This is a genomic window from Siccirubricoccus sp. G192 (assembly GCF_019084075.1).
GTDB lineage: Bacteria > Pseudomonadota > Alphaproteobacteria > Acetobacterales > Acetobacteraceae > G192.
This window is the reverse complement of the sequence record NZ_JAHREN010000002.1, coordinates 41,782-68,575: the sequence shown is the minus strand read 5'-3', so window position 1 is coordinate 68,575 and position 26,794 is coordinate 41,782. Positions and strand designations below refer to the sequence as shown.

The window sequence follows — 26,794 nt, the reverse complement described above, 5'->3', positions numbered from 1 at the left end:
CCAGCATCGGGGGCTGTGTCGCGGCTGCCTAGCGCCGCTGCGCTGCTGCAACCGTCTCCTGGGCGCGGGGCTCGGCCGCTGCGGCGCGGGCCCGCACGTCAAGCACCTCGACGCCGATGACCCGGCCGGTGGCGTCGTAGTCGAGCAGGATGCCGGGCGCCACCTCCACCGTCTCGGTAGACTGCGCTCCCTTCGGGCCGAAGGAGACGAAGGCGGCATCCGCCTCCGGGTCATAACTGGTCGTGATCATACCTTGGGCCTCCTCTTGGCGGCGTCGCGGTCGGGGTGGGCCATGAGCACCACGACATCGGGGCCGTCCCGCCAATGAACAACCCGCAGCACACGGCCTCCTATCTCAGAGGTGGCCCGGAAGGAGCAGGTGCGCCCGGGATGGCCAGGATCTGGCTCGGTCCAGTCCGGGGCGGCGAGGGCGGCCTCGACCCAGGTGGGGTCGATGCCCCGCCTAACCATCGCCTCCCGGGCATGCTGCAGATACCGGATCATCCGCCCTCCGCGAGATGCCGGCGCGCCTGGTTAACGCGGTGCCGGTCAGCCGGGGCCGCAACCAGGCCGGCCGCCGAGAACACCTTGAAGGCCGCGTCTGCCTCCATGGCCGTCGCCTGCAGGTGCTTTTCGAGGCGGCGGCCCTGGGTGGCCCAGAACTGCTCCACCTCGGCCGGCGGCAGCTCCTTCAGTCGTCGGTGGGCGGCCAGAAGTAGTCCTTGGGCGTGCTGAAAGGCCAGCAGCGCCCGCCGTAGCCGGTCGGTGGCGGCGGCTTTGTCCGGCATGCCGGTGGTCATACGGCGACCTCCTACGGCTGCTGGGGGCTTGCGGCTCACCGCCCGGCGCACACCAACCGTCCCGGCCGCGCCCATGGTAGGGGTGCGCCAAGCCGGCGCCAATCATCACCGCCGCCACGCCGACCGTAAACCGGCTGACCATCCACATCCTCGCCGTAGTGGCGGAGGAGGCCTACATAATCTCCGCCGGGAGCTCCGCGTGCGCGGCACCGAGGGGCTGCGCGTGGCTGACACGTCTGTTATGCTCGACCTCGTGGGCGGCAACATCAACGTCGCGGTGATCATGGTCGCTGAGAAGGCGGCCGACCTCATCCGTGGCCGCACCCCGCCAGCCGCCGTGAACGTCTGATTTCCGGCTTCCACCGGCATATGGCAGCCGGTAAGACCGAGTGGAGCCAGGTTCCTCCGGCTATTCCAGGTGCTTTCGACGAGGAGAGCACCCTTGGAAACCAGGATCTTACAGCTCGTCCAGCACCGGCAAGACGCGGTGTGCGGCGCGGTCGGCCGCGGCGCAAGTCGCCGCGGCGCCCAGACCCTGGCCGACATGATGCGAGAGACGGAGGGCGTGCATGGCACGAATGCGGCCTGTGTGCACCGCCTATGCCGAAAGCCATAGCCTCGCGCTGCGCACCCTCAATCAGTGGATCGCCCGCTTGCGCCACACCTTCCACCGGCGCCGCTAAGCCGCTCCATGCAGTGCCTAGGTCAACGGTATGTCCCTGAATTTTGTCGCTTTATGCTGCCTCCATGCATCAACGCCCCGGCGGTTGTGGTCTTTCGCCCGATCCTCAACTACCCTGCTTCCGTGAACCACCCGGATCGAGAGGATGCCCCGAGCCTCCCGACGGCTGTCACATGACTAAGGAGGCCGAGCTCCAGACCGAGCGGGTCAGGGCCGCCTTCGAGCAGATCCCGGTCGCCGCGCTCGCCACGATGACGAACGCGGCGCTCATGGTCGCGGTCCTCGTGGCAGACGGGCAGGGCGGTGGCGCCTACGCATGGCTGGGCACGGCCGTGCTCGTCGCGGCGGCCCGGCTCGCCGCCTGGTGGGCATACCGCCGCGCCGGACCAGCGATCGCGCAGCACCGGCGCTGGTCCGCGACCAGCATCTGCGGCGCGCTCGCCGCCGGGCTGCTCTGGGGCGGGGGCTCGGTCCTGCTGTTCCCCCAGGCCGAGATCCACCAGCTGTTCTGGGCGTTCGTGATCGCCGGCATGTGCGCCGGTGCCGCCGCGCTGCACTACGCGCACCTCCCGAGCGCCCTCGCCTTCATCATCCCCGCCAGTGGCCTCCTGGCCATTCGGCTCGCCCTGGAGGGCTCGGGACGCCGGTTCGCCGCGGCCGCCATGATCGGCGTGTTCCTCGTCGTGCTCATCGTGACCGTCAGGCGCTCGAGCCGGTACTTCGGCGAAACCCTGCGGCTGCGCCTCGACCTCGCGGAGCGCACGCGCGAGCTGGACGTCAGCAACGCCAAGCTGCGGACGGAGATGGCGGAGCGCCGCGCCACGGAGGCGAGCCTCCGCCACGCCCAGAAGATGGAGGCGGTGGGGCAGCTCGCCGGCGGCATCGCGCACGACTTCAACAACGTCCTGCAAGCGGTTTCCGGCGGCATCGGCCTGATCCGCCGCCGCGCCGGCGACAGGGCGGCCGTCGAGCGCCTGGCCGGCATGGTGGAGGAGGCGGCCCGGCGCGGCGCCTCGGTTACCCGGCGCCTGCTGGCCTTCTCGCGCCGCGAGGAGCTGCGCCCGGCCGCCCTGGATGCCGGCGAGCTCCTGGGCGGGTTGCGGGAGGTGCTGTCGGCCACGCTCGGGCCCCGGATCCGGGTGGAGGTGGAGGCGGAGCCCGGCCTGCCGCCTGTGCTGGCCGACCGCGGCCAGCTGGAGACGGTGCTGGTCAACCTGGCCACCAACGCGCGCGACGCCATGCCAGACGGGGGCACGCTCACGCTGTCTGCCCGCATGCACCGGGGAGGGAGCGAAGGCGGCCCCTGCTGCCTCAAGGGGGCCGGCCCATACGTGCACCTCGCCATCGCCGACACCGGCCAGGGAATGAGCGCGGACACGCTCGCGCGGGCGTCCGAACCCTTCTTCACGACCAAGCCCCAGGGGCAGGGCACCGGGCTCGGGCTGGCCATGGCGCAGAGCTTCGCCAAGGGGTCGGGCGGGGCGTTGGCCATCGTCAGCGAGCCGGGCCAGGGCACGATGGTGTCGCTCTGGCTGCCGGTCACCGACCAGGAGGCTAGGCATCATCCCGGTCCCGCGTCGGCGGACTGGATGCCTCCGCCTGCCGGGCAAGGCCGGCGCCCCCGCGTGCTCCTGGTGGACGACGAGCCGGTCGTGCGCGAGGTACTAGCGGCCCAGCTCGGGGAGGCGGGATACGAGGTGGCGGAAGGCGGGGACGGCGCGGCCGCGCTCGACCTGCTGGACCGGGGCGCGCCTTTCGACATCCTCGTCACCGACCTGGCGATGCCGGGGATGGACGGGGTCGCCCTGATCCGGGCGGCGCAGGGCCGTCGCCCCAGCCTGCCCGCGATCCTGGTCACCGGCTACGCTGGCGATGCGGCCGCGCTCGCCGTCGGCGCGGCCGTCGACGGCACCTTCGCCCTGTTGCGCAAGCCTGTCACCGCGCAGCAGCTTGCGGACCAGGTCGCGGCATCGCTCGCCACCGCGCCAGCGGATCGGCTCGAGCGAACCGTCTGACGGGCCTAGCGACAATACCGTTGACTTACAGCCCGTTTGAGAGGGACGAGGCGAAGTGCTCTAGCTCGGGGCGGTCGGCCGGACCTAACGAACTGCGCGGCCGTGTAGCATAGCGGGACGAAGCGCGAACTCAGGCGGCTAGGCGCATGGCGTCGGTCACGGGCCGGAGCGGGCGGAATCCGTCACGGGTATCCGACACCTCGTCCGAGGCGGCCCAGACATAGTCGCCCGTGAGGTTCACGTGCTCCCAGCCGAGCGGGGAAAGGTGGGCGAGGAGTTGGTCAGGCACGTCCTCGACCTCGCGGAGGGCGGCGACGGCGCGGCCGAGGTAGCGCGTGTTCCAGAGGATGATGGCGGCGACGAGCAGGTTCAGCCCGGAGGCGCGGTGGCGCTGGTTCTCGTAGGTGCGGTCGCGGATCTCGCCGAGGCGGTGGAGGAAGACCGCGCGGGCCAGGCTGTTGCGGGACTCGCCGCGGTTGAGTTCGCGCGTCGCGCCCCGGCGCAGCTCGGGATCCTCGACCCAATCGAGGGTGAACAGCGTCCGCTCCAGCCGGCCGAGCTCACGCAGCGCGGCGGCGACGCCGTTCTGCCGCGGGTAGGAGGCGAGCTGGCGCATGATGAGCGAGGCGGTCACCGTGCCGGTGCGAATGGAGGCGGCGACGCGCAGGATGTCCGGCCAGTGGGCGCGGATGAGCGCGACGTTGATGCGCCCGGCGATCAGCGGCTCGAGCGCCGGATGGTCGGAGGCCTTGCCGAAGACGTAGAGGCGGCGGTGCTTCAGGTCGGGGATGCGCGGTGCGAAGCCGAAGCCGAGCAGCGTGCACAGCGCGAAGACGTGCTCGGAATCGCCGCCGCCGTCGGTGTGGTGGCGCGAGGAGGCGACCTCGCTCCCGTGGTAGAGCAGGCCGTCGAGGACGTGGACCGCCTCGCTCGCGGTCGCGGCGATGACCTTCGTGTGGAATGGGGCGTAGCGGTCGGAGAGGTGGGTGTAGAACTTGGCGCCCGGCGCGTCGCCGTAGTGGGCGTTGAGGCGGGCCGCGTCCCGGCCGGGGCCGCCGGCGCGGAAGAACTGGCCGTCCGACGACGAGGCCGTGCCGGCGCCGAAGTGGGCGGCGAGCGGCTCGCGCCCCTGCCGGTCGACGAGGCGGCGGAGCGCCAGGGCGTAGGTCTCGTCGCGGACGTGCCAGTCGGCGGTCCAGGCGAGCCGGCCGAGGCTGGCGACGTCGCAGGCCTCCGCCATGCGCGTCAGCCCGAGGTTCAGCCCGTCGGCCAGCAGGACCGCCATGAGCACGCGCGGGTCGGGCGCGGCCTCGCCGCTGCGGAGGTGGGTGAAGAGGTCCGGGAAGAGCGTCCAGCGGGCGACCTCGGCCAGCAGGTCGGTAACCCGCATGCGCGGCAGCATCGCGTAGAGCCGCGCGGCCAGTGCCTCTGCCTCGGGCGGGGTCGACCGCTCGACCGGCGCGATTTTGAGCACACCGCGCTCGAGCGTGACCTCCGGCAGCAGACCGCCACGGGCCTTCGTGTCGACGGCGGCGAGCCGCACGGCGAGGAGGTCCCGGCGCGCGGCGATGAAGCGGTCGAAGTCGGGATCGACCGCGACCGGCAGGGTGCCGTCCGCCTCCATGGCCTGCAGCGCCTCGCGCGAGACGAGGCGCTCCTCGAAGGAACGGTAGCGCCGGCTGCCCGCCACCCAGACGTCGCCCGCGCGCAGCCGGTCACGCAGCTCCGCCAGAACGCAGATCTCGTAGTAGCGCCGGTCCGGGTCGGCAGCAGCGCCGCCCGGCAGGACGTGGCGCGCCCAGCGCTCCCGCACAAAGGAGGTCGGGACGGAGCGGGGCAGGCGAGGTGTTGCCGCGTGATTGGCCTCGCGCAGGATGCCGACCGCGCGCAGCAGCGGCGCGACGGCCGGCACGCCGTCGAATTCGAAGGCGTCGAGGAAGGCCGGCGCCCATCGCCGGACGCCGGCGTGGTGCTCGCCCAGCTCCCGGTAGGCGTCGAACTCCTCCGGCCGCGCCAGCGCCTCGGCCTCCTCGACGCTCGTGCGGAACCGATCCCAGGGGATCACCCCCTCCAGCGCCGCGAAGGCATCCCGGCCCTCAGCGCGCGCCGCCAGCAGGGCGCCGCCGACGCGGGCGTAGAGGCGCACCTTGTCGTTGATGGCGCGGCCGTCCGCCTGGAAGTCGCGAGCGTGACGGCCCTCGGCCTTGCGGAACATCGCCCCGACCAGGCGGTCGAACAGGTCGAGCGCCGCGTCGGTCAGGTCCGCCGAGATGTCGAGCGTGGCCGCGACGAGGGTGGCATGCCGCCGCCCCCCTCTCGTAGCCCGCGATGTGCTGGACCGTGGTGCGCCCGGCCTCGCGGGCGAGCCGGGCGAGGCGCGCCTGGTGCACGCGATGCCCGTACCCCGCGTCGAGGCCGACGGCGCGGACGTGCCGGAGGCGCTCGATCAGGTTAAGCATGGCGGACGGCTTGGTGGCCTCCGGCATTCCCCGCAGCCACGCGAGCCAGCTCTGGCTCGTGTCCCCCCGGCGCGCCGTGAGTGCGTCCAGCCGGCGTCGCTGCTCGGCCGACAGGCTGTCGGTCAGGCGGCGGTGGACCTCGCGCCGTGCCCGGTGCCGGACCTCCAGGCAGAGCCGCTCCAGCGTGCGCGGCGGCGGGATCACGACCCGCCGCCGGCGGCATTCCTCCAGCGCCAGCCCGGCCAGGTGGGCCAGCCGGTCGTCCTCTATCGCGTGCGGCAGCAGCCAGCCCTCGAGGTCCGTCGCGGCGCGCGGGCCGAAGGGGCGCAGCCGGAGCCGCTCCTGCAGCTCGGCGGCGTGGCGGCGCCGGTTCTGCTCCGAGGCGAGGTATCCGCCGAGCGCCTCGGACGCCGCGCCGACCTGCGCGGCGACGAACTCCACGAGCGCGGCCGGCGGCACCTCCCCGGCGCGTAGCGGGCGACCGGGGTGGCGCAGGTAGAGGAGCATCAGCGCGTGGCCGAGCCGGCTGTGGTCGCCCCGCCGGCGCGCAACTGACGCAAGGTCCTCCGGCGACAGCGTGCAGTGGCGCGCGAGGTCACGCGGTTCGGCCGGCGGGTCGTAGAGCGCCGCGATCTGGGCCTCGGTCAGTTGCTGTCGGCGCGCCACCCCGTCCTCCCTCTCCCGCGGCGCCGGCGGACTAGCCAATGCGCGCCAGCGTGTCGGTCAGGGTGCTGCGCTTGACGCCGAAGGTCCGGCAAACGGCGGCGAGGCCTGCCATGATCCGCTCCTGGGTCAGGGAGCGCTCGAACTGCGCGAGCGCGCCGAAGACGTGGAACAGCAACTCCCCCCTGCAGCGTAGTCGTGTCCATCACCTCGGTCAGCGACCGGAACGCGACGCCGCGCGCCTTGAGGTCGTTCACCACGGTCAGCAGGTGTGGCAGCGACCGGCCGAGGCGATCGAGCTTCCAGACGACGAGGCAGTCGCCGGGCCGCAGGAAGGCGAGCGCCGCGGCGAGGCCAGCACGGTCGTCGCGGCTGCCGCTGGCGCGGTCCTCGAACAGGTGCCGCGCGTCGACGCCGGCGGCCAGCAGCGCGTCGCGCTGGAGATCGAGGACCTGGCGGTCGCCATCGGAGGAGACCCGCATGTAGCCAACCAGCATGCGCGGAAAACCCGCTTCCTGGGGTTTCCGCACGGTAGGTCATTCCGACAGCGTTTGTCGCGCAGGATTTCGGCCGTCGGCAGGCGTCCGGCGCCCCGGTCAGCGATCCCGCCGGCAAACACCCGTTTCCTGACACCCGCAACACGGGGTTCCGCACGCTGTCGCTTTCAGAAGACGGCTCCTCCCCGTGGCCCCGGCGCTTGTGACGCTTGCTCGGGGCCAGGACGTAGCTCAAACAGGACGTGGCGTTCGTGCCAGGTTCACGAGTGGCAAGGTCGATGGAGAACCCGTCTAACGTTACGCCGCCGCACGATCCCATCGCGGCGAGCCTCGCCCCGGCGGACGACCGTATCCTGCTGAGCCACTGGCTGCCTCCAAGCGAGGGTATCGTGCCTCGTCTCCGTGTGGGACGACGTTGGGTCAGCGTGCTGTGGGCGCTGCCGCTCGGGTTCACGGCACTCGTTCTCACCATCGCCGTGGCCCAGAGCTTGCGGGAGTACCCGGAGGTCCGCGCCTTCATCACGCGGTACCCCGGCATCGCCCAGGCGGCGCCGTCGGTCGATTCCGGTTTCCCGTGGTGGCTGCGGCTGCAGCACTTCCTGAACATGCTGTTCATGATGTTCATCATCCGCGCCGGCATCCAGATCCTGGCCGATCATCCGCGGCTGTACTGGAAGCGGGATTGCACGCCCGGCACGGATTGGTTCCGCTTCCAGCGTCCGGTGCCGAAGGACCGCATCTGGACCGCCAAGGACGACTCTGTAACGCTGCCGACATGGCTGGGCATTCCGGGCCTGCGCCACACGATCGGGCTCGCCCGCTGGTGGCATCTCTCGGTCAACCTGCTGTGGACGATCAACGGAATGGCCTTCTACGCGCTGCTGTTCTCGACCGACCAGTGGCGCCGGCTGGTGCCGCTCACCTGGGACGTGTTGCCCAACGCGCTCTCGACGGCGATCCAGTATGCGTCGCTGAACTTCCCGGTGGACGAGAGCTGGACCCGCTACAACAGCCTGCAGCAGCTCAGCTACTTCATCACGGTGTTCGTCGCCGCTCCCACCTCCATCGCCACCGGCCTGCTGCAGAGCCCGGCAATCTCCAACAGGCTGGGCTGGGGCGGGAGGGTGCTGAACCGGCAGGTAGCCCGGTCCATCCACTTCCTCTCGTTCTTCTGGTTCGTGCTGTTCATCCTGGCCCACGGAGTCATGGTGTTCGTCACCGGCCTGCGGCAGAACACGAACCACATGTTCGCCGGCGTGGAGAGCCCCTCCTGGGCCGGGTTCCTACCTTTCGCCTTGGCCATGGTGGTCGTGGGGCTGGCGTGGTGGCGCGCCTCACCCTTCACGATCCGGCACGCGCGGCTGGTGCAGGAGATCGGCACGTTCCTGATCGGCTGGATCAAGGGCCTGGCCGAGTGGTGGGATCCGGCCTCCGAGCTGACCGAGCAGGACATCTCGCCGCACTTCTGGCCGAACGGCACGATGCCGCACTCCGCCGAGTTCGATGCCCTAGTGGCCGACGGCTTCGCTCGGTACCGGCTGCGAGTCGGCGGGCTGGTCGAGCAACCGCGGGAGTTCTCTCTTGCCGACCTCAAGGCGATGCCAAAGCAGGAGCAGATCACGACGCACTTCTGCATCCAGGGGTGGTCCGGCGTCGCCAAGTGGGGCGGCGTTCCCATGCGCCATGTCCTGGACCTGGTGCGCCCGACCGCCGATGCCCGCTACGCCGTGTTCTACTCCTTGGCCGACGGCGCCGACGGGGGCCGCTACTACGACGTGCACAGGATGCACAACATGCGCCACGAGCTGACCATCCTTGCTTACGAGATGAACGGGGCGCCGGTCAGCGTGCTGCACGGAGCGCCGTTGCGGCTGAGATGCGAGAACGAACTGGGCTTCAAGATGGTCAAATGGATCACAGCCATCGAGTTCGTGCACGACTTCGCCGACCTCGGTGCCGGCCAGGGTGGCTACAACGAGGACCATGAGTTCTACGGCTACCGCATGCCGATATGACCGCCTGCCGTGGGAGCAGCTCGACATGACAGAACGATTCAAGGTCGGGGATCATGTGACCTGGAACTCGGAAGCCGGGCACGTCAGAGGTAGAATCATCAAGGTGCATACAAGAGATGCCGATTACAAAGGGTATACCCACCATGCGACCGAAGATGATCCGCAGTATGAGATCAAGAGCGACAAGACCGACCACATCGCCATGCACAAAGGCGCCGCGCTGAAGCGGATGAACGAATGAACCGCGCCATCCTGCCGGATCGAGCGCAACAGAATTACTCCAGCAAGGAGAGGGCAGGAATGTTCGCCGAGCAGATGTTGCCCAGGGCGCGCGAGCGCCTGGCCACGGTCAACGCCGCAGCCCCGGTCAAGGACGCGGCTGATCTCATGTCCAAGCCACACACTGACCTCGTGGTTGCTTGCGGCCACGACGGAGGCATGGTCGGCGTGCTCACGAAGACCGATATCGTCAGGCAGATCGGGCACTGCATCGGCGGTGGCTGCATGGCCAGGGTGGACACGATCATGACGCGCGACGTCGTTTCCTGCCGGCCCGGCGACACGCTGCATGATGTCTGGTCAGTGATGAAAAGGCGCGGCCTGCAGCGCGTCCCGGTCGTCGGCCAGGGCGGGAAGCCGGTCGGGATCATCTATGCGCGGGACGCCCTGCAGAGCCTGCTGGGCGAATCGGAGAACGACGAAGCCCTCCTGCGCGATTACGTGATGAACGTCGGGTATCAGTGATTCGGGGCGGACATGCCGATCCCGGCAGGCTACGTGCCGAGCCGGCGGACACCGGTGTTCACGCAGGACACGGTGCCGCCGGCCCTCCTGCGCGCGCAGGAGACCAAGGGCGGGGCGTGGGCCATGATCCATGTCCTCGAAGGCAAGCTGCGCTACCGCATCGAGACCCCGCCATCAGAGAGCACCTTGGAGCCGGGCCGACCCGGCGTGATCGAGCCAGAGGTCCGGCATCATGTGGAGCCGGTCGGACCGGTGCGCTTCTACCTGGAATTCCATCGCGCTCCGTAGCCGCCCTGCGCGGGAAGCCGATCCGAACGCTGTCCGAAGGAGACGACCGCATGTCCGACCAAGGCTCCGATCCTCCCGACGCCTCGCTGCTGCGCCAACAGGCGCTGTCCAGGTGGGACAACGAAGGGGGTGCTGGACCGGATGGTCCGCAGATGGCGCCGACGGCGGCCGAGGACCGGGTTCCGATGCCCGGCAACAACGCCGCCGAGTTGGGCGCGCTGCACGTCCGCGTCATCGCGTTGGAGAACCTCGTGATCTCGCTGCTGGCCACCGCGTCGGACCGGCAGATCGAACAGGCCTGCGAGATGGCGCGCTACATATCCGCGAGGCCGGGCTTCACCCAACACCCGCTGACGACGCGCGCGGCAGCCCACATGGTCGATCTTGTCGAGCGGACCTCTCGCTTCCGCCCACCCGTTCAGACCTGACGCCCCACGATCAACCGCTTGATCGCGCCGATTGCCTTGGCGGGGTTCAGCCCCTTCGGGCAGGTGTCGGTGCAGTTCATGATCGTGTGGCAGCGGTACAGCTTGAACGGGTCTTCCAGCGCCTCCAGCCGTTCCCCGGTCGCCTCGTCGCGGCTGTCGGCGATCCAGCGGTACGCCTGCAGCAGGATGGCGGGGCCGAGAAACCGGTCGCCGTTCCACCAGTAGCTGGGGCAGCCCGCCGTGCAGCAGAAGCACAGGATGCATTCCCACAGGCCGTCGATCCGGGCGCGCTCCTCCTTAGATTGCAGGCGTTCCCTGTCCGGCGGCGCGGGGGTGTCGGTCTTCAGCCAGGGCTCGATGGCGCGGTACTGGGCAAAGGCCTGCGTCAGATCGGGAACGAGGTCCTTCACCACCGCCATGTGCGGCAAGGGCGTGATCCGCACCGGGCCCTTCACCTCCTCGATCGGCTTGAGGCAGGCGAGCGTGTTCACTCCGTTGATGCTCATGGCGCACGACCCGCAGATGCCCTCGCGGCAGGAGCGGCGGAAGGTGAGCGTCGAGTCGACCTCGTTCTTGATGGTGATCAAAGCGTCCAGCACCATTGGCCCGCAGGTGTCGAGATCGACCTCGTAGGTGTCGGTGCGTGGGCTGGTCCCGTCGTCGGGGTTCCAGCGGTAGATACGGAACGCGCGCACGCGCCTTGTGCCGGCGGGCGCGGCGAAGGTCTTGCCTGGCTTGATGCGGCTGTTCGCGGGCAGTCTGAAAGCGACCATGTGCATATTGGCCCCTGTGTTGGCGCCTCGGTGAACCATCTCCTCAGCGGAACACCGAAACCTCGTCGGTCGGTGTCAAAGCCCCAGGCGTAGCGCCGAGACGACGCAGAGCAAGGCGGCGACGATGCAGACGCCGCGGCTGAGCAGCAGCATCGCGATGCGGAGGACGTCGCTGCGCACGTAGTCGTCAATGACCACGCGCAGCCCCTGCTCCATGTGCCAGAAAGTGGCGACGACCATGCACAGGATGAGGACCAGCGGCACCGGCGCGTGCAGCCAGGCAAACACGTCGGCCCGGGTCGCGCCTTCGAGGCTGATGACCGAGACGATGAACCACAGGGTCAGCGGCACCAGCGCGATCGAGGTCAGACGCTCCGCCCACCACGTTCCGGACCCGGAGTGGGCCGAGCCGAGGCCGCGCACGCGCTTGAGCTGAGAGCGCAGGACATCGACGTGAATGGCTCTATCCGGGAGGTCAGGGTTGCTTGGCATCACCACACCACGAAGCCGATGATCCAGACGATCAGCGTGGCGATCACGGTCACGCCGATGACACCCCAGCCGGTGATGCGATAGATACGGTTCTCGTGGCCTGGGCGCACAGGTTCCTGTTGGGCCAGTGTGCCGAACCCCCAGCCCGCGTCCCATGCTAGGTGGCGGATGCCCAGGAATAGGTGCAGCAGCAGCGCCGCCGCCCAGCCCATCAGCAGGAAGACGCCGAAGCCCGACCCGAGGAAGCCTTGCACCATAGCGAAGGCGCTGTCGGAAACCGCTGCGGCGGCGAGCCACCACGTCACGAGAAGCGCGCCCACCGACAACCCGATGCCGGTAGCCCGGTGGGCGATTGACAGCGCCATGCTGACCGGCCAGCGATAGTTTTGCAGATGGGGCGACAACGGCCGGGCGACCAGCGTGCCGTCGCTCCTGCGCGCCAGCATCAGCGTGTCACGGATATCCTTCACGGGTGTCTCGCCTCCGTGGTCCAATCAAGGAACGCGGCGCGCCGAGCCGCTGCGCTTCCTTGAAGAACTGTCGCTTGGAAAGCTCGTGAGTTCAGTAGCTCCAACGAATACCACTGAAGGGGACTTCGGAAAGTGACACACGCGGCACCAGGGCGGGGTGGTGGGTTTCCTTCACCAGGCCACCGCCGCGTTCTCGCTTCGTTCCGCTACGCTACAGAACCACGCATTCCGTTAGGTCCGGCCCGGTCAGTGCGCCGGCCGCTCTCGACCTCGACGTAGACCGTCGCCAGCAGGCGGTCGCCGGGCTGTAGGAAGGCCCGGATGGCCGCTTCCTGGGCCTCCAGGCCAAGCCCGCTGCGGCCTCGGTGGTTTGGTGCTTTATTGTAACGAAACGCCTCCTCCGCCTTTCGTGTCAAGGCACGTCAGCGAGCATTGGCAAGCAATGTCACGCGGCGCTTTGGGCGCCCGGGCTTGGTCCGGATTCGGGGCATGGCCCTATCGAGCCACCTTCTCCACCTCGAGATCTTCAAGCAACGTGTTCGGGTTGCCCGCGACCGTCCGGCGCACCCCCCGTCGGGGTCGCCGGTCAGCGCCGCCAGCACCTCGGCCGGGGTGACGCGGTTGCCCGCGACCGTCCGGCGCACCTCCGTGGCGGGGTCGCCGGCCAGCGCCGCCAGCACCTCGGCCGAGATGGCGGGGTTGCCTGCGACCGTCCGGCGCACCTCCTTGGCGGGGTCTTTGGCCAGCGCCGCCAGCACCTCGGCCGGGGTGACGCGGTTGCCCGCGACCGTCCGGCGCACCTCCGTGGCGGGGTCGCCGGCCAGCGCTGCTAGTGCCTCGGCCGAGATGGCGGGGTTGCGCGTGACCGTCCGGCGCACCTCCGTGGCGGGGTCGCCAGCCAGCGCCACCAGCGCCTCAGCCGAGATGGCGGGGTTGCCCGCGACCGTCCGGCGCACCTCCTTGGCGGGGTCTTTGGCCAGCGCTGCTAGTGCCTCGGCCGGGGCCGCGGGGTTGCCCGCGACCGACCCGCGCACCTCCTTGGCGGGGTCTTTGGCCAGCGCCGCCAACACCTCAGCCGAGATAGCGGGGTTGCGCGCGACCGTCCGGCGCACCCACTCGTCGGGGTCTCTGGCCAGCGCCGCCAGTGCCTCAGCCGGGGCCGCGGGGTTGCCCGCGACCATCCTGTCAAACGACATCAGGAACCCAGCCAGCGGCGACATCGAAAACCCAGCCACCCCGGTCATTCGGATGACCCGGCCGGAGCCGGTGCGACGTTGGATTTGAGTAGCCCGGACCGCCGCTTCTCCCGCAAGCGGTAGCTGTCGCCACGAATGGTCAGCACGTGGCTGTGGCTTTGCTACTGAATGTTGGCCCAGGCGTGCTGCTAGATTTTGGCCCACCTGCCGTCCCCCAACCTACGGTCTCCTGGGTGACCCGGGGGGGCCTGGAGTGGATTGGAAAGCCAAGGTGGATTTGTTCGAGCAGCTTCGCCGGGAGCATGAGTTCGGCATCGGGACGGTGGCGGGTGTGGCGGCGAAGTTTGGGGTGCACCGCCGGATGGTGCGACAGGCATTGGCCAGCGCACTGCCCCCGGCGCGGTACTACCCGCAGCGCGCCAAGCCCAAGCTGGATGCGGTCGCGTCCTTCATCGACCGGGTTCTGGAGGAGGATCTGCGGGCGCCGCGCAAGCAGCGGCATACGGCGCGGCGTCTGCATCGGCGGCTGCTGAAGGAGTTTCCGGGCACCGCGTTGGCCGAGTCGACGGTGCGCAACCACGTGCGGGAGCGCAAGCGGGCGATGGGCCTGGTGCGGCGCGAGACCTTCGTGCCGCAGAGCTACGGCCCGGGCCAGGAGGCGCAGGTGGACTGGTACGAGGCCTGGGCCGACCTCGGCGGCGAGCGGACCCGGGTGCAGGTCTTCGCCATGCGCTCGATGGCGAGCGGCGCGGCGTTCCACCGGGCCTACCTGCACGCGACGCAGCAGGCGTTCCTCGAGGCACATGAGGGGGGCCTTCGGCTACTTCGGCGGGGTGTTCCGGCTGCTGCGCTACGACAACCTGGCAAGCGCGGTGCGTAAGATCCTGCGCGGGCACCGGCGGGAGGAGACGGCGCGGTTCGTGGCGTTCCGCTCGCATTGGCGGTTCGCGGCCGAGTTCTGCACCCCCGGCGAAGGCCATGAGAAGGGCGGCATCGAGGGCGAGGTCGGCTATTTCCGCCGCAACCACCTGGTCCCGGTGCCGGAGGTGGCCGACCTCGACGCGCTGAACGCGCTGCTGCTGGCGGCCTGCCGCGCGGACGAGGCACGGGTCCTGGACGGGCGCAGTGAGGCGGTCGGCGTGGCGATGGCGGCGGAGCGCGGCCACCTGCTGCGTCCCGCAGACGAGGGTTTCGACCTGGCCGAGGTGACGTTCCCGCTGGTGGACAAGCAGGGCTGCGTCACGGTCAAGACCAACGCCTATTCGGTGCCTGCCCGGGCGGGCACGCGGGTGGAGGCGCGGGTGCACCCGCTGCATGTCGAGATCTGGCATGGCGGACGGCGGATCGCCCGCCACGAGCGTTGCCACAGCCGCCGCCAGCAGGTGCTGGATCTCGAGCACTACCTGGATGTGCTGGGCCACAAGCCAGGGGCGCTCGCCGGGTCCAGGCCGCTGGAGCAGTGGCGCCGGGCCGGGCGCTGGCCGGCCTGCCATGACGTGCTCTGGGATCGGCTGCGGGCCCGGCACGGCAAGCAGAACGGCACCCGCGCCATGGTGGCAGTGCTGATGCTGGGTAGGGAGTTCGGCGAGGAGCGGCTGCGGGCGGCGATCGCCACGGCGGTGTCGCTCGGCGCCTGCGACGTCGCGGCGGTGCGCTATCTGCTGGGCGAGGCGGCGTTGCACAAGGCCCGGCCCACGCCGGTCGATATCGGCGAACTGGCCCGCTACGACCGGCCGATGCCCAGTGTCGCCGATTACGACACGCTGCTCCTCTCCGGCCCCTGCGCCGGGAGGGCGTGATGAGCGACCTGCAGGACCAGGCCATCCGGCAGCACTGCAAGGCGCTGCGCATGCCGACCATCGGTGGGCAGTTCAGCCGCCTGGCGGAGACCGCCATCCGGGAGAAGCAGTCCCATCTCGGCTATCTTGAAGCCCTGCTGGCGGCCGAGATGGAGGAGCGCGAGAGCCGGGCGATCACGCGTCTGCTGCACGACGCCCGGCTGCCGCGGATGAAGACGCTCGAGGCATTCGAGTTCGACCGCTCCGGCGTCCCGGCCGCCCAGCTGCGCGGGCTGGCCGAGGGCGAATACATCGCCAAGGCGGAGCCGGTGCTGCTGATCGGCGAAGCGGGCACGGGCAAGACCCATCTGGCGACCGGGCTGTGCGTGGCGGCCTGCCGTCAGCGGCGGCGGGTGCGGTTCACCACGGCGACCGGGCTGATCAACGAACTGGCCGAGGCGGCGCATGCCAACCAGCTGAGCCGCGCGCTCGGCCGCTGGGAGCGGCTTGACCTGATCTGCATCGACGAGCTGGGCTACGTGCCGCTCGCGGAGACCGCCTGCGAGTTGATGTTCCAGGTGATCGCCGACCGGGCCGAGAAGGCGGCGGTGATCGTGACCACCAACCTGCCGTTCTCCGAATAGCCGCAGGTCATCCCGAACCCGCGGCTGTGCAAGGCCCTGATCGATCGCCTGACCGACCGAGCGCACATCATCACCACGGGCACGGATTCCTACCGGTTCCGCCGCACCACGGCACAGCGCAAGCCCGCCAAGCCATGAGGAGGACACCAGAACAGCGACGCTGACCGTCCTGGCCGGGCCGCGGCCCGGCCAGGACGGTCAGAAGCGGTAGGTGGGCCAGAATTCGTCAGCACCGGTGGGCCAAAATTCATAGACACAGCCAGCCTGGCGCGAGTTCTGACAGAACCCCTGCCTTTATAATCCGAATCTCTCGGAGCTATCGGATGGTCCGACTCTGTGAGACCCGGCGCAGCACCAGGGACAGGTCCTCGATGGCATAGGGTTTCTGCAGCAATCCGAAACCGCTACGGCCCTTCTCAGCGAGGACGTGGCTATAGCCGGAGGTCAGAATCACGGCCAATTCGGGGTGGCGCTGCCGTATCAGCTTTCCCAGTTCGACCCCACTCATGCCGGGCATGACCACGTCCGAGAAAACGATGTCGAAGTGCGACCGCTCCAACAATGCCAGGGCCTCGTCGGCACTGGCAGCCCAGGTTGTCTCGTAGCCGAGGTCCTGCAGGAGCTGGGTCGAGAACCTGCCCACCTCGACATTGTCTTCGACTAGAAGCACCCGCAGCCCGCCGCCGGTGTCGCCCTGTATCTTACCGACCGCTCCGGCTTGCGGTGCCGCCTCGCCTTCAACCCGCGGCAGGTAGAGGGTGAAAGTGGTGCCGCGCCCGACCTCGCTTTCGACCCCTACATCCCCGCCGCTCTGCTTTGCAAAGCCGTATACCTGAGACAGTCCAAGGCCTGTACCCTTGCCGACGTCCTTCGTCGTGAAGAACGGCTCGAAGATGTGCGCAAGCTTCTCGGTCGCGATGCCGGATCCGGTGTCGGAGAGTGATACGGCGACGAACGTGCCCGTGCGGCCCTCCTGGGCCCCTACCCTCGGAATCCCCGGCGAACTCTCGACTCTTACCCGGAGCGTTCCCTCACCGTTCATTGCGTCGCGCGCATTCACGGCCATGTTGACGAGAGCCGTATCGAACTGCGTAACGTCGGCCTCCGTGAGACAGCGCCCAGTGTCGATCTGCGTCACTATTCGGATGCGCGACCCAAGGATCGTGCGCAGCATGTCGCCGAGGGCCTGCACGCGCTCGGGCACGTCGAAGACCTCGGGCTTGAGAACCTGCCGGCGGGCAAAGGCGAGGAGCTGACCCGTGAGCTTGGCGGCCCGGTCCACCGTGTCGGAGATGGCATCAACGTACCGGCGGCGCCGCTCCTCGGCGAGGTCCGGCCGGCGCAGCAAGTCGGTGGACGACTTGATGATCGTGAGCAGGTTATTGAAGTCGTGCGCTACTCCACCTGTGAGCTGTCCGATGGCCTCCATCTTCTGGCTCTGGCGGAGTGCCTCCTGGGCGGCCTCGAGTTCGGCCTGACGCGCCCTCTCGTCCGTAACATCACGACCGACCGCCTGGATGAGGTCGGCGTCAGGAACCGCGATCCAGGAAAGCCAGCGGTAGCTTCCGTCGCGCGCTCGGTAGCGGTTCTCGAACCGGAGGATGGTGGCGCCCTGCCCGAGCTTGCCTATCTCGGCGAGCATCGAAGCCCTGTCCTCGGGGTGGACAAGGCCCATTAGGTTGCTGCCGACAAGTTCGGCCTCAGCCCAACCGAGCAAGCTCGTCCAGGCCGGGTTCACTGCGTTGACCGTACCGTCGAAGCGCGCGACGAGCATGATGTCGGTCGACAGCCGCCACAACCGGTTGCGGTCCGCCGTACGCTCCGAGACACGTACCTCCAGTTCTTCGTTCAGGTTGCGCAGCAACGTTTCGGTGCGCTTGGCGTCGGTGATGTCGTAAATCACACCGCTGAAGCGCAGTTCGGAAGTCTCTGTGTCGCGGAGAAACTCACCGCGCCGCATCAGCCAGCGTCGCTCGCCGGTGTCGGGCCGTATGATGCAGAACTCCGCCTGACTGACCTGTCCGATTTCCGCTTCGGTCGTCGCGCCAATGATCGACCCACCCTCCGGCTTCACCACCGAGTTGACCGTCCGCAGCGGCAGGTCCGCCGCCGGCTGCAGGCCCAGGAGCTGACAGAACTGCGCCGACACCGAGACCGTGCCGAAGCCGCTGACATACTCAAAAGTGCCTATGCCGCCTGCAGTCTGCGCGATCCGCAGCCGCTCCGCGGCGCGCTTCTGGTCGGTGATGTCCACCATCGTGCCGACGAAGCGGGCCGCCTCCGCATCCCCATGGCGGCGGCCGCGGCCATGGACCCAGCGGGTCGTCCCGTCCGGCAGGACGACGCGGTATTCCTTCGAAAAGACCTCGGCCCCGCGCAGGATTCCCCCTACGGCCAGCCGGATGCGCGCCTCTTCCCCAGGATGGATGATGGAGAAGAAGGTCGCCGGCGCAACACCGCGGACCGCCTCACCCCGCCCTAATTGGTAGAGGGCGGCGAAGCGCGTATCCCCATAGATTCGCCGCTCCGCGATGTGCCAGTCCCAAGACGCCATCACGCCTACGGTGGAGAGGGTCGCTCGCAGATGGTCGGTCACCTCATCCAGTGCCCGCTGGTGCACGTGGAGGGCGGTCTGGACCCCGGGCGCCCGCACCGCCGTGACGTCCGCCTGGGTGCCAAGGAAGAAGGCCGGCCGCCCCGCGTCGCCAGGGACCGGAACGACGACCAGCTTGTTCCAGAAGGCGGTACCGTCCTTCCGATGGTTCAGTAAGTCCGCCTCGACGAGGCGTCCCTCGCGCAGCGTCGCTGCGATGGTGGCGATGGTGGCCCGGTCTGTCCCGGGACCCTGCAACAGCCGACAGTTACGGCCGATCACGTCCTCCGGCGCGTAGCCGGTGAGCCTTGTAAAAGCGGCGTTGACGAAGACGACGGGATTGTGGTGCTGCCGCGCATCGGTCACGACTAGGGACAGGCCCGAGCGCGCCATCGCGTCGAAGAGCGGCCCGGCAAGCTGCTGAAGCTCGGCCGGCGGCGCTGCGTTGGGTGCCCTGTCCCCAAAATCGCTCACGGTTGGTCGCTACGCCTCATCCTGCATCACCCGGTCAATAAAGTCGCCCACCAGACGTTTCAGTGCGTCGAGTGAGCGAAGGTCCATCACCATCGCGATATAGCCGCGGATGCTCCGCTCTCGCACGGAGAAGTTGATATAGAGGAACAGCACCGGCCCTTCGTCCGCCGCCGTATCCCCGTTCGCGAGCAAGCCCCGGCCGTCAGTCCGCAGCACCTGGGGCAGCGACATGGTAAGGGAGCGCTCCAGCATGTTCGCCATCGTGGCGAGGCAGCTGTTGAGGATCACGTTGCCCGTCTCGGCCAGCGCCTCCTGCTCCATCGCCGCCGCATCCTCGTCGTCCGGCAACGCCTCGCCCAGCACGGCACGCACCAGTTCCAGGCCATTGGCCTGGGGGAAGATCAACAAGGCGCGTCCCTGGAACGCACCGGAGAAGTCCTGCCGTACCGCTACCAGGTCCTCGCCCTCTCTCTCCTGGATCAGCGCGATGGCCCGGTGGTGGTCAATGATCTCCACGGAAGGAACCGACAGCAAGACCTCCCCGCCGACCATCTTACGCAGGCTGGCCGCCGCTCGGCTCACGCCGATGTTCACCAGCTCCGTGAGAGCATCGCGCTCCAGCTCGTTCAGCAGCGCCTCGGGCGGGGTCACTGTGCAGCCGCACGTAGCCGTAGGGCAGCCCCGGAGACGAAACCGCGCAGACCCTCCTCCGTCACCGGTTTGGCAACGAAGGTCGCGTTCACGGCGCGGGCGCGGGCGATGATCTCGTCCTGCACGTTCGCCGTGATGATGGCCAGCGGCATGGTCGGGTGCAGCGCACGCAGCTCCGCCGCGAGGGTCAGCCCGTCCTTTCCCGGCATATTGTAGTCGAGCAAGGCGACATCTATCCCGCCCGACCCGACCCGCGCCAGTGCCTCCTCGGCGTTGCCCGCCTCAGCGCGCTCCCAGCCCGGCTCCAGGGCGCCGACGGCCTTCCCCGCCACGATCCGGGCGAGCTTGCTGTCGTCAACAATCAGCACCGTGATGGCCATGCCTGAACTCCAAACTCCAAGAGGAAGGCGCTGGCTTCGGAGGCCTGCCCAACCCCAGCAACAGTTCGGCCCAGTCTAGCCCGGTGGCTTCGCCGCCAAAAGCGGCAGCAGCCACCGAGCCGTGAACGGGTCGCGTGCAGGCCCCGACAGGGGCGGCCGCAGTGCCAGCAGCACCTGCACGATTGCCGCGTGCAGGGGGCCCGCCCCGCTCAGGTCAACGACCCGCCCTGGCCCACCCTGCAGGGCGGCGAGCAGGGGCTCGGTGTCTTCCACCCGACACTCGCCCTCCAGACAGATAACCGGGCCATCCAGCCGCACGCTCATCCGACCAACCCCGGCAGGTCCAGCACCATCAGCACCCGTCCATCCCCCAGCAGTGCCGTACCGAGCAGCCCGGGTATCCCGGCCAGGAGCCCGGACAGTGGCCGCAGCAACACGTCGACCTGCCCCACGAAGCTGTCCACTTCCACCCCGGCCCGCCCAGCACCGGAACCGATGACCAGCACCCGCGCGTTACCCTCGCGCGCCGTCTCCGGCAGGTTCAGCAGCGAGGACAGGCGGAGCAGCGGCACCGTCCGGCCGCGGAACACGAAGGCCTCTCCATCGCGAAGGGGAAGAATGCAGTCCGCTGGGATGCGCGCTGTCTCTGCCACACCCTCGACCGGCACGCCGAACACGTCCCCTCCTAGCCGGACCATCAAGACGGCCGTGACGCAGGCGCCCTGCGGCAACAACAGGCGGATGGTCGAGCCCGCGCCAGGCTGGCTCGCCAGAGAGACGCGCCCTCCCAATCCCTCCACGGCCGCGCGCACCGCGTCCATGCCCACCCCGCGCCCCGACAGGGCCGTGACGGTGGCGGCCGTCGAGAAGCCGGGCTGGAACACCAGCTGCACCGCCGCCGCATCGTCCAGCGCGTCGAGCGCCGCGTCTGGCATCAGGCGCCGCTCCCGCGCGACCCGGCGGACCCGCGCGGGATCAATGCCGCGCCCGTCATCCGTCACCTCCACGGCGATCTCGTCGCCTTCGCGCCGCGCCTCCAGGGTGACGCGGCCGGTCGCCGGCTTGCCCGCGGCGGCCCGTGCCGCCGGGTTCTCGATCCCGTGGTCTACCGCGTTGCGCAGCAGGTGCAGCAGCGGGTCGAACAGCCCGTCCACGATCGCCTTGTCAGCTTCCGTTGCCTCCCCCCCTAATGTCCAGCGCGACGGTCTTCCCCAGCCCGGCCGCTGCCTCCCGCACCAGCCGCGGTAGCCGACGGAAGGTGCGGGCCAGCGGCACCATGCGCACGCCCATCACCGTGCGGTGCATTGTCTCCGCCAGCCGCTCGATGCCGGCTTGGCTCTCGGCCAGAGCCCGGGCCAGCCGCGGATCCGTCTCCCCTGCCTGTGCGACGAGATGAGCGAGGCCGTTCTTCGCGACGATCAGCTCACCTACCAGATCCACCAGCGCGTCTACCCGCGCCGCATCCACCCGTAGGCTGCGCGACGCGGCGCTCGTCGTCCCGGCGCCCGGTACCGGCACCTCCGGCGCGGGTCGATCCGGCAGCGGGATCGCTACAACATCCACTTGGTCCGCGACTAAGCGGAAGACCTGCCGGACCTCCACCTCCGCCGCCGTGCTCAGCAACTCGATGACGAGATTGCAGGTGAAGGGATCGGGCCCTTCCTCCGGCCAAGGCGCGCGGAGCAGGACGCGCAACCCTGTCAGTTCCGGCACCGCACGGACGAGCGCCATCGGGTCGTCTCCGAGGAAGAAGCAGTCGGGCACCGGAACGTAACGCAGCGCCGTCACGCCCTTCCCGCTTGCCTGCGCCGCCGCAAGAGCTTCCGCTTCGGCCGCCATCAGCCCCGGCAACCATTCGGCCCTCGTGGCCCAGGGTGCCGCCGGGGGCACCGTCGCGCACGGCACCGCATCGCCATCCAGGGCCGCGCGTAGCGCCCCTCCAGCGCCCGCCCGTGCTGCGGCGCATCCTCGGGCAGGCCGCCCGTCCGCGCGATCTCCTCGATCCACCCCTCGCTCGCGCCGATGAGGTCGAGCAAGGCGTCCATCACGTTCTGTCCGGCCGCCCGCCGCCCGTCGCGCACCGCATCCAGCAGGTCCTCCGCCGCGTGCAGCGCGCGCTCCATCGGGACGAGGTCGAACAGCGCCACCGATCCCTTCAGCGTGTGCACCGCCCGGAAGGCTCCGTCGAGCCGCGCCGCATCCCCCGGATGGCGCTCCAGCGCCAGCAGGTCGTCGGTCGCCTGCTGGATCAGCTCCCGACCTTCTAGGAGAAACTGATCCAGCAGTTCGCTCATGCGCCCACCGGGCGTTGATACACGATCGCGTTCTCAAAGCGCCGCGCAATGAAGCGCTCGGAGATCCGCGCCATGGACTCTGAATGGCCGAGGCAGAGGAAGCCGCCCGGGTTCAGTGCCGCGAAGAGGTGGCGCGAGGCCGCTTGACGGGCGGCCTCGTCGAAGTAGATCAGCACGTTGCGGCAGAACACGACGTCGAAGCGACCTTGCGCCGCCATGCTGTCCGCGTCCACGAGGTTGGCGAGGGTGAAGCGCACGGACTCCCGCAGGTCCCGGATGATCTGCCGCCGGTGACCATGCGGCGGCTCGAAGTAGCGCTCGACCACGCCGGGCGGCAGACGCGAGAGGGCCCGCTTACCGTAGCGCCCCTCCAGCGCCGCGGCTAGGACCTCCGTGTCGAGGTCGGAGCCGACGATCTCGATGTTGTAGGCGTCGACTAGCGCCCAGTTCTCCAGCAGCCAGATGGCGATGGAATAGGGCTCCTCCCCCGTGGAGCATGGCATGGACCAGAGGCGCACGAGGTCGCCCGGCCCGCGCGCCGCCACGATCTCCGGCAGGAGGGAGCGGCCGAGGCACTGAAGCTGGTGCTCCTCACGGTAGAAGTAAGTCTCGTTCACCGTGACGCTGTTGATCAGCCGCTCGGCCTCCGCCGGGTTGACCCGCAGCAGCGCCATGTAGGCGAGGAAGGACGGGGCGCTGCTCCGCTCCATCCCCATCGCCAGCCGCCGCTCGATGTAGGTCCGCTTGCTCTCGCCGTAGGACAGGCCACTACGGCGGTAGATGAAATCGCAGAGGCGCCGCAGCTCCTCCGCGCTCGGCGGCTCGGCGGGAAAGGCGCCCGGTCCACTCATCCAGCCCAGCCCGTCAGCGTGCCGGCGATGGCGTCCAGCGGCAGCACGGCCTCTGCCCCGCCCAGCCGTACCAGCTCACCCGGCATCCCCCAGACCACGGCGGTCTCCTCAGCTTCGGCGATCGTCCGCCCACCCCCGCCCGCAGCCGCGCCATCGCGGCGGCGCCGTCGCTCCCCATCCCCGTCATCAGCACGCCGACGAGGCGCTCGGCCGACAGGTGCTGCAACGCGCTCGTGACGAGACGGTCCACGCTCGGGTGCCAGCGATGCTCTGGCAGGGCAGGGGCCGCCATCGCCACCAGCCCGCCGGGACGCAGCGACAGGATCAAGTCGGCATTCCCGCGCCCGATATGGACCTGCCCTGGTACGACCGGCACGGGCCGCGTGACCTCCACAACTGTCAGCGCACAGAGCTTGTCCAGCCGCCGTGCCAGCGGCCCGGTGAAAGCCGCGGGCATGTGCTGCGCGACGAGGATCGGCCAGGGGAAATCGGCCGGCAGCGGCCCAAGCAGCGCGTCCAGCGCCGGCGGCCCACCTGTGGAGCAGCCGACGAGTACCACTCGGTCCACCAGCCCGGCCGCGCGCGGCGCGGGGTCCCGGCGCGTCGCCCGGGGTGCTGGTGACGGGGTCGGCGACGCCGACAATCCGGCGCGCAGGCGCACGCGCTCCCGCAACCGATGGCTCGGCCGCAGCCGGGCCGCGGCCGCCGCCCGCACCTTCTCGACCAGCAGTGGCCCCAGCTCATCTATCGCGAGCGACACCGCCCCGCCCGGCTTCGGGACGAAGTCCACAGCGCCCAGCTCCAGCGCCTTCAGCGTCTCCCGCGCCCCCGCCTCCGTGACGGAGGAGACCATGACCACCGGGAGCGGCCGCTCCAGCATGATGCGGTCGAGGCAGGCCAGCCCGTCCATCCGCGGCATCTGCACGTCGAGCGTCATCACGTCCGGCCGGCATTCAGCCAGCATCGCCATCGCCTCGTCGCCGTCGCGCGCGACGGCGACCTCGAAGTCGCCCTCCGCCCGGAACACCTCGCCCAGCAGGCGCCGCATCAGGGCGGAATCGTCCACGATGAGAAGCCGGATCACGGGGCGGGGTCGGCCCCCGTTCCGCCCGCGCCGTCCGAGGCGATGGCGGATAGCAGGTCCCGCTCCGCCGCATCCAGCAAGATTTTCGGGTTGATTAGCAGGATGATGCGCCCGTCCCGCTCCACCGTCGCGACGCGGTCGAACATAGCAGCCTCGCAGGCCGCCAGCGTAGGGGCCGGGGTCAGCTCCGTGGTCGGGACGGAGAGGATCTCGGTGACTGCATCCACCGCGAGCCCCGCGCGCAACCCCTCGATCGTCAGCACGACGACGCGGCCGTGGCCCTCCTCCGCCGCTCCCCCCGCGGCGAAACGTCGGCGCTGGTCAATCACCGGGATGACCGCGCCGCGGAGGTTCATCACGCCGTCCACGAAGGCAGGCGCGCGAGGAACCCGCGTCAGGCTCTCCGGCCGCCGCGCCACCTCGTCCACCGCGGTGATTGGCAGGCCGTAATGCTCGTCGCCCAACCGGAACACCACGAAACGCTCAACCGCCTCGGACCCGCCCTCGGCATCGGTCATCGCGCCCGTCTCCCTACCGGCGTCGGCCAGGAGCTGCAACGCCGTCTCGTCGTTGAAGAGCCGCGCCGGGGCGAGGATGGAGACGAGCCGCCGTCCTCCCTCCAATCGGCCAATGGCCTCCACCCGCGCCTCGCCCGCGCCCCGCGTGAGGACTGGCGGGACGGGATCAATGGCAGCCTCGGGCAGACGCAGGATCGCCGTCATACAGTCCACCACCAGTCCGACAAGGGCCGGGCCCAGCCGCGCCACGACGATCCGTGCCCGCGCGCGGGCGGCCTCGGCCACAGAGATCCCGAGCAGCGCGTGGGGTGAGACGAGTGGCAGCAGTCCGCCGCGGTATGCCGTGACCCCAAGCATCGCCTGACCGGTACGCGGCACCGCCGCCACCTCCGCGGGCAGACGCATCACAGCCGCGACCTTGTCCAGCGGTAGGGCGTACTCCTGTCCGGCGAGGAGGAAAGCGATGAGGGCGAGTTCCTCCAAAATCGCCTGCGGCGCGACGGCTCCCGGTCCGACGATCGCGGATGCTCGCCCGCGCGCGCCGGTGCCGCGGCGCGCTGAGGTGCCGAAGGCCCGCGCCAGCAGCGCGTCCGGATCCACCGTACGGACACTCCCGCCTCCGAGGGCGGAGACGGAATCCACCAGCAACCCGACCGGCACCTCCCCCTCCATCACCACGACCCGCGTGGCGCCCGACGGCGCAGCAGTTTCCCGCCCCATCAGCGCGGCGAGGGACACCACCGGCAGCGCCGCCCCCCGCATGTTCGCCAGCCCGAGCAGGGCCGCCGGCGCGTGCGGCACGCGCGTAACGGGCCGCGGCCGCAGCACCTCCCGCACCATGCCGGCGGGCAGAGCGAGGACTTCGCCCGCTACCGTGACCGTCAGGGAACGACCCTCCGCGGCCGTCCACGCCACTGGCGTCACGGGATCACCCCCCCGTCCGAAGCTCGTCGGCGAGGTTCGCGATCTCCTCGATGGCGGCGGCCAGTTCCTCCACGCTCTTCGCCTGCTCCCGGGCGGCGGCAGAGGCTTGGGTCGCGGCGCCGCTCGCCTCCTCGGCCGCGGCGGCGATCGCCTGCGTGCCGGCCGAGATCTCCCGTACCGCGTCGAGCACCGTCGCGGCACTCGCCACGATCTCGTCCGCGCCCGCGCGCAGCGTCGCCAGTTCCGTCTCCGCCGTCACGAGCTGCCCGGCGAGACTGGCGATCCGGGCAACCTCCCCAAGCGAGGCCGCCGACATGGAATCGAGGTCGCGGCGGACCACCTCCACATGATCGTGGATATCACGGACCACGTCCTTCATCCGGTCCGCGTTACCGGCGGCATCGCGCGCAAGGTCGCGGATGTCAGAGGAGACCACCGCGAAGCCGCGCCCGGACTCGCCGGCCCGCGCCGCCTCCACCGATCCGCTGACCGCAAGCATGTTCGTCTGCACGGCGACGAGGGCGATGGCGTCCACGATCTTCTCGATCCGCCGCCGGGCGGCCTCCAGCGAAGCGACGAGCGCGGCAACCGCTTCCGCCTCCCGCAGCGCCTCCTCCAGGCTGCGGCCTAGACCCTCGGCTGCCGTGCGCCCTTCGCCGACGCGCGGCGCCAGGGCCTCCAGCTTCTGCACCGCCCCGGCCGCGGCACCGCGGGTCGAGACGGCCGCCCGTTCGATCTGGGCCATGGCGGCGGAGGATTTCTGCGTGGCGGCCGCCTGCGCTTGCGCGCCGCGGGCGATCTGGCCGAGTGCCGTCATGATCTGCCCCGCGGAGCCCGACATCTCCTGCACCGTCGCCGACAACTCCTCAGCGGCCGAGGCCACCTCCTCCGCCCGGGAAGCGCCTGTCCGGTCGGACTGCAAGTCCTCGGCCAGCGCCGCGAGGGCCTGCGCTGCCTGCTGACTTCCCTCCAGCGCCGTCGTCTGCTGCTCCACCGCCTGCTGCGCCTCCGCGGTCGCGGCGGACTGCTCCTCGGCAGCGCTGGCCACGGCCTCAGCGCCGCGCTGCGCCTCGCGACTGCC

27 protein-coding genes and 4 pseudogenes are annotated in these 26,794 nt (G+C 70.0%); 10 read left to right on the top strand and 21 right to left on the bottom strand.

What is annotated here, in order from left to right:
* Positions 1-28 precede the first annotated feature (28 nt).
* Genes KSF81_RS26855 through KSF81_RS26845 form a run of 3 tightly spaced genes read right to left on the bottom strand, consistent with a single transcriptional unit; the run spans position 29 to position 800 of the window.
* On the bottom strand, positions 29-250 hold the full coding sequence (locus KSF81_RS26855) for a DUF2283 domain-containing protein (RefSeq protein WP_217381952.1): 222 nt from the start codon (positions 248-250) through the stop codon (positions 29-31).
* Entirely contained in the window at positions 247-504 is a 258-nt protein-coding gene (locus KSF81_RS26850) for a DUF4258 domain-containing protein (protein ID WP_217381951.1), read from the bottom strand. Before KSF81_RS26850 ends, KSF81_RS26855 begins: the two co-directional genes overlap by 4 nt.
* Positions 501-800 carry a hypothetical protein gene (locus KSF81_RS26845; RefSeq protein ID WP_217381950.1) on the bottom strand — a complete coding sequence of 100 codons (300 nt, stop codon included), beginning with the start codon at positions 798-800 and terminating at the stop codon, positions 501-503. The genes KSF81_RS26850 and KSF81_RS26845 overlap by 4 nt, the downstream gene beginning before the upstream one ends.
* 199 nt (positions 801-999) lie before the next feature.
* On the opposite strand from KSF81_RS26845, the gene KSF81_RS31700 reads away from it, so the two are divergent.
* On the top strand, positions 1,000-1,149 hold the full coding sequence (locus tag KSF81_RS31700; protein WP_254454300.1) for a GMC oxidoreductase: 150 nt from the start codon (positions 1,000-1,002) through the stop codon (positions 1,147-1,149).
* Between the two features lie 506 nt (positions 1,150-1,655).
* Complete coding sequence (locus KSF81_RS26835; protein WP_217381948.1) at positions 1,656-3,497, top strand: response regulator; 1,842 nt, start codon at positions 1,656-1,658, stop codon at positions 3,495-3,497.
* A gap of 130 nt (positions 3,498-3,627) precedes the next feature.
* Here KSF81_RS26835 and KSF81_RS26830 read toward each other — a convergent pair.
* Positions 3,628-6,622, bottom strand: a pseudogene (locus KSF81_RS26830) (Tn3 family transposase).
* Positions 6,623-6,653: 31 nt separating this feature from the next.
* Positions 6,654-7,116 (bottom strand): annotated as a pseudogene (locus KSF81_RS26825) (recombinase family protein).
* A gap of 278 nt (positions 7,117-7,394) precedes the next feature.
* On the opposite strand from KSF81_RS26825, the gene KSF81_RS26820 reads away from it, so the two are divergent.
* Genes KSF81_RS26820 through KSF81_RS26800 form a run of 5 tightly spaced genes read left to right on the top strand, consistent with a single transcriptional unit; the run spans position 7,395 to position 10,591 of the window.
* A complete protein-coding gene (locus KSF81_RS26820) occupies positions 7,395-9,131 on the top strand; it encodes a molybdopterin-dependent oxidoreductase (RefSeq protein ID WP_217381947.1) in 1,737 nt (578 codons plus the stop codon).
* A 25-nt stretch (positions 9,132-9,156) separates the two neighbouring features.
* Entirely contained in the window at positions 9,157-9,372 is a 216-nt protein-coding gene (locus tag KSF81_RS26815) for a DUF2945 domain-containing protein (RefSeq protein ID WP_217381946.1), read from the top strand.
* Entirely contained in the window at positions 9,369-9,875 is a 507-nt protein-coding gene (locus KSF81_RS26810; protein WP_217381945.1) for a CBS domain-containing protein, read from the top strand. Before KSF81_RS26815 ends, KSF81_RS26810 begins: the two co-directional genes overlap by 4 nt.
* A gap of 12 nt (positions 9,876-9,887) precedes the next feature.
* Positions 9,888-10,163 (top strand): DUF1971 domain-containing protein, encoded by a 276-nt coding sequence (locus KSF81_RS26805; RefSeq protein ID WP_217381944.1) that lies wholly within the window; start codon positions 9,888-9,890, stop codon positions 10,161-10,163.
* 50 nt (positions 10,164-10,213) lie between these two features.
* Positions 10,214-10,591 (top strand): hypothetical protein, encoded by a 378-nt coding sequence (locus KSF81_RS26800; protein WP_217381943.1) that lies wholly within the window; start codon positions 10,214-10,216, stop codon positions 10,589-10,591.
* Here the strand turns inward: KSF81_RS26800 and KSF81_RS26795 are convergent.
* From KSF81_RS26795 to KSF81_RS32555, 5 genes and pseudogenes are all read right to left on the bottom strand, one after another.
* A complete protein-coding gene (locus KSF81_RS26795; RefSeq protein ID WP_217381942.1) occupies positions 10,582-11,364 on the bottom strand; it encodes a succinate dehydrogenase iron-sulfur subunit in 783 nt (260 codons plus the stop codon). The two genes, KSF81_RS26800 and KSF81_RS26795, sit on opposite strands and share 10 nt — an antisense overlap.
* A 75-nt stretch (positions 11,365-11,439) precedes the next feature.
* Complete coding sequence (gene sdhD, locus KSF81_RS26790) at positions 11,440-11,856, bottom strand: succinate dehydrogenase, hydrophobic membrane anchor protein (protein WP_217382120.1); 417 nt, start codon at positions 11,854-11,856, stop codon at positions 11,440-11,442.
* The gene (gene sdhC, locus KSF81_RS26785) at positions 11,856-12,326 is read right to left on the bottom strand and encodes a succinate dehydrogenase, cytochrome b556 subunit (RefSeq protein ID WP_309139767.1); all 471 of its coding nucleotides are present in this window, start codon (positions 12,324-12,326) and stop codon (positions 11,856-11,858) included. Before sdhC ends, sdhD begins: the two co-directional genes overlap by 1 nt.
* A gap of 422 nt (positions 12,327-12,748) precedes the next feature.
* A complete protein-coding gene (locus tag KSF81_RS26780) occupies positions 12,749-13,522 on the bottom strand; it encodes a hypothetical protein (protein ID WP_217381941.1) in 774 nt (257 codons plus the stop codon).
* Positions 13,523-13,566: 44 nt separating this feature from the next.
* Positions 13,567-13,677 (bottom strand): annotated as a pseudogene (locus KSF81_RS32555) (ATP-binding protein); the annotation flags it as partial.
* Between the two features lie 116 nt (positions 13,678-13,793).
* On the opposite strand from KSF81_RS32555, the gene KSF81_RS26775 reads away from it, so the two are divergent.
* From KSF81_RS26775 to KSF81_RS26765, 3 genes are read left to right on the top strand one after another with little or no spacing between them, the layout of a single operon-like run.
* Positions 13,794-14,402 (top strand): hypothetical protein, encoded by a 609-nt coding sequence (locus KSF81_RS26775; protein WP_217381940.1) that lies wholly within the window; start codon positions 13,794-13,796, stop codon positions 14,400-14,402.
* The gene (locus tag KSF81_RS26770; protein ID WP_217381939.1) at positions 14,326-15,321 is read left to right on the top strand and encodes a Mu transposase domain-containing protein; all 996 of its coding nucleotides are present in this window, start codon (positions 14,326-14,328) and stop codon (positions 15,319-15,321) included. The genes KSF81_RS26775 and KSF81_RS26770 overlap by 77 nt, the downstream gene beginning before the upstream one ends.
* Positions 15,321-15,944, top strand: coding sequence for an ATP-binding protein (locus KSF81_RS26765; protein ID WP_217381938.1), 624 nt, complete (start codon positions 15,321-15,323; stop codon positions 15,942-15,944). Before KSF81_RS26770 ends, KSF81_RS26765 begins: the two co-directional genes overlap by 1 nt.
* A gap of 316 nt (positions 15,945-16,260) precedes the next feature.
* Here KSF81_RS26765 and KSF81_RS26760 read toward each other — a convergent pair whose 3' ends face one another.
* From KSF81_RS26760 to KSF81_RS32635, 11 genes and pseudogenes are all read right to left on the bottom strand, one after another.
* Positions 16,261-19,011, bottom strand: a complete 2,751-nt coding sequence (locus KSF81_RS26760; RefSeq protein ID WP_217381937.1) for a PAS domain S-box protein — start codon at positions 19,009-19,011, stop codon at positions 16,261-16,263.
* Between the two features lie 9 nt (positions 19,012-19,020).
* Positions 19,021-19,662 carry a chemotaxis protein CheX gene (locus KSF81_RS26755; protein ID WP_309139766.1) on the bottom strand — a complete coding sequence of 214 codons (642 nt, stop codon included), beginning with the start codon at positions 19,660-19,662 and terminating at the stop codon, positions 19,021-19,023.
* On the bottom strand, positions 19,659-20,042 hold the full coding sequence (locus KSF81_RS26750; RefSeq protein ID WP_217381936.1) for a response regulator: 384 nt from the start codon (positions 20,040-20,042) through the stop codon (positions 19,659-19,661). The genes KSF81_RS26755 and KSF81_RS26750 overlap by 4 nt, the downstream gene beginning before the upstream one ends.
* 75 nt (positions 20,043-20,117) lie before the next feature.
* Entirely contained in the window at positions 20,118-20,366 is a 249-nt protein-coding gene (locus KSF81_RS26745; protein WP_217381935.1) for a hypothetical protein, read from the bottom strand.
* Entirely contained in the window at positions 20,363-21,196 is an 834-nt protein-coding gene (locus KSF81_RS26740; protein WP_217381934.1) for a chemotaxis protein CheA, read from the bottom strand. The genes KSF81_RS26745 and KSF81_RS26740 overlap by 4 nt, the downstream gene beginning before the upstream one ends.
* A 10-nt stretch (positions 21,197-21,206) precedes the next feature.
* Positions 21,207-21,881, bottom strand: a complete 675-nt coding sequence (locus KSF81_RS26735) for a hypothetical protein (RefSeq protein ID WP_217381933.1) — start codon at positions 21,879-21,881, stop codon at positions 21,207-21,209.
* The gene (locus KSF81_RS26730) at positions 21,881-22,336 is read right to left on the bottom strand and encodes an Hpt domain-containing protein (protein ID WP_217381932.1); all 456 of its coding nucleotides are present in this window, start codon (positions 22,334-22,336) and stop codon (positions 21,881-21,883) included. Before KSF81_RS26730 ends, KSF81_RS26735 begins: the two co-directional genes overlap by 1 nt.
* Positions 22,333-23,187 (bottom strand): protein-glutamate O-methyltransferase CheR, encoded by an 855-nt coding sequence (locus KSF81_RS26725; RefSeq protein WP_217381931.1) that lies wholly within the window; start codon positions 23,185-23,187, stop codon positions 22,333-22,335. Before KSF81_RS26725 ends, KSF81_RS26730 begins: the two co-directional genes overlap by 4 nt.
* Positions 23,184-24,271: pseudogene (gene cheB / locus KSF81_RS31225) on the bottom strand (chemotaxis-specific protein-glutamate methyltransferase CheB). The gene KSF81_RS26725 and the pseudogene cheB overlap by 4 nt, the downstream one beginning before the upstream one ends.
* A complete protein-coding gene (locus tag KSF81_RS26715; RefSeq protein WP_217381930.1) occupies positions 24,268-25,704 on the bottom strand; it encodes a chemotaxis protein CheW in 1,437 nt (478 codons plus the stop codon). The pseudogene cheB and the gene KSF81_RS26715 overlap by 4 nt, the downstream one beginning before the upstream one ends.
* A gap of 13 nt (positions 25,705-25,717) precedes the next feature.
* The gene (locus KSF81_RS32635) at positions 25,718-26,707 is read right to left on the bottom strand and encodes a methyl-accepting chemotaxis protein (protein ID WP_408906676.1); all 990 of its coding nucleotides are present in this window, start codon (positions 26,705-26,707) and stop codon (positions 25,718-25,720) included.
* Positions 26,708-26,794 lie beyond the last annotated feature (87 nt).

What these genes read in the sequence shown, in the direction of transcription:
- KSF81_RS26810 (WP_217381945.1), top strand. Translation starts at nt 9,369, where the DNA reads ATGAACCGCGCCATCCTGCCGGATCGAGCGCAACAGAATTACTCCAGC.
- KSF81_RS26795 (WP_217381942.1), bottom strand. Translation starts at nt 11,364, where the DNA reads ATGGTCGCTTTCAGACTGCCCGCGAACAGCCGCATCAAGCCAGGCAAG.
- KSF81_RS26820 (WP_217381947.1), top strand. Translation starts at nt 7,395, where the DNA reads ATGGAGAACCCGTCTAACGTTACGCCGCCGCACGATCCCATCGCGGCG.
- KSF81_RS26855 (WP_217381952.1), bottom strand. Translation starts at nt 250, where the DNA reads ATGATCACGACCAGTTATGACCCGGAGGCGGATGCCGCCTTCGTCTCC.
- KSF81_RS26745 (WP_217381935.1), bottom strand. Translation starts at nt 20,366, where the DNA reads ATGAGCGTGCGGCTGGATGGCCCGGTTATCTGTCTGGAGGGCGAGTGT.
- KSF81_RS26770 (WP_217381939.1), top strand. Translation starts at nt 14,326, where the DNA reads ATGAGGGGGGCCTTCGGCTACTTCGGCGGGGTGTTCCGGCTGCTGCGC.
- KSF81_RS26725 (WP_217381931.1), bottom strand. Translation starts at nt 23,187, where the DNA reads ATGAGTGGACCGGGCGCCTTTCCCGCCGAGCCGCCGAGCGCGGAGGAG.
- KSF81_RS26730 (WP_217381932.1), bottom strand. Translation starts at nt 22,336, where the DNA reads ATGAGCGAACTGCTGGATCAGTTTCTCCTAGAAGGTCGGGAGCTGATC.
- KSF81_RS26815 (WP_217381946.1), top strand. Translation starts at nt 9,157, where the DNA reads ATGACAGAACGATTCAAGGTCGGGGATCATGTGACCTGGAACTCGGAA.
- KSF81_RS26750 (WP_217381936.1), bottom strand. Translation starts at nt 20,042, where the DNA reads ATGGCCATCACGGTGCTGATTGTTGACGACAGCAAGCTCGCCCGGATC.
- KSF81_RS26835 (WP_217381948.1), top strand. Translation starts at nt 1,656, where the DNA reads ATGACTAAGGAGGCCGAGCTCCAGACCGAGCGGGTCAGGGCCGCCTTC.
- KSF81_RS26800 (WP_217381943.1), top strand. Translation starts at nt 10,214, where the DNA reads ATGTCCGACCAAGGCTCCGATCCTCCCGACGCCTCGCTGCTGCGCCAA.
- KSF81_RS26805 (WP_217381944.1), top strand. Translation starts at nt 9,888, where the DNA reads ATGCCGATCCCGGCAGGCTACGTGCCGAGCCGGCGGACACCGGTGTTC.
- KSF81_RS26735 (WP_217381933.1), bottom strand. Translation starts at nt 21,881, where the DNA reads ATGGCGGCCGAAGCGGAAGCTCTTGCGGCGGCGCAGGCAAGCGGGAAG.
- KSF81_RS26780 (WP_217381941.1), bottom strand. Translation starts at nt 13,522, where the DNA reads ATGTCGTTTGACAGGATGGTCGCGGGCAACCCCGCGGCCCCGGCTGAG.
- KSF81_RS26850 (WP_217381951.1), bottom strand. Translation starts at nt 504, where the DNA reads ATGATCCGGTATCTGCAGCATGCCCGGGAGGCGATGGTTAGGCGGGGC.
- sdhD (WP_217382120.1), bottom strand. Translation starts at nt 11,856, where the DNA reads ATGCCAAGCAACCCTGACCTCCCGGATAGAGCCATTCACGTCGATGTC.
- KSF81_RS26765 (WP_217381938.1), top strand. Translation starts at nt 15,321, where the DNA reads ATGAGCGACCTGCAGGACCAGGCCATCCGGCAGCACTGCAAGGCGCTG.
- KSF81_RS26845 (WP_217381950.1), bottom strand. Translation starts at nt 800, where the DNA reads ATGACCACCGGCATGCCGGACAAAGCCGCCGCCACCGACCGGCTACGG.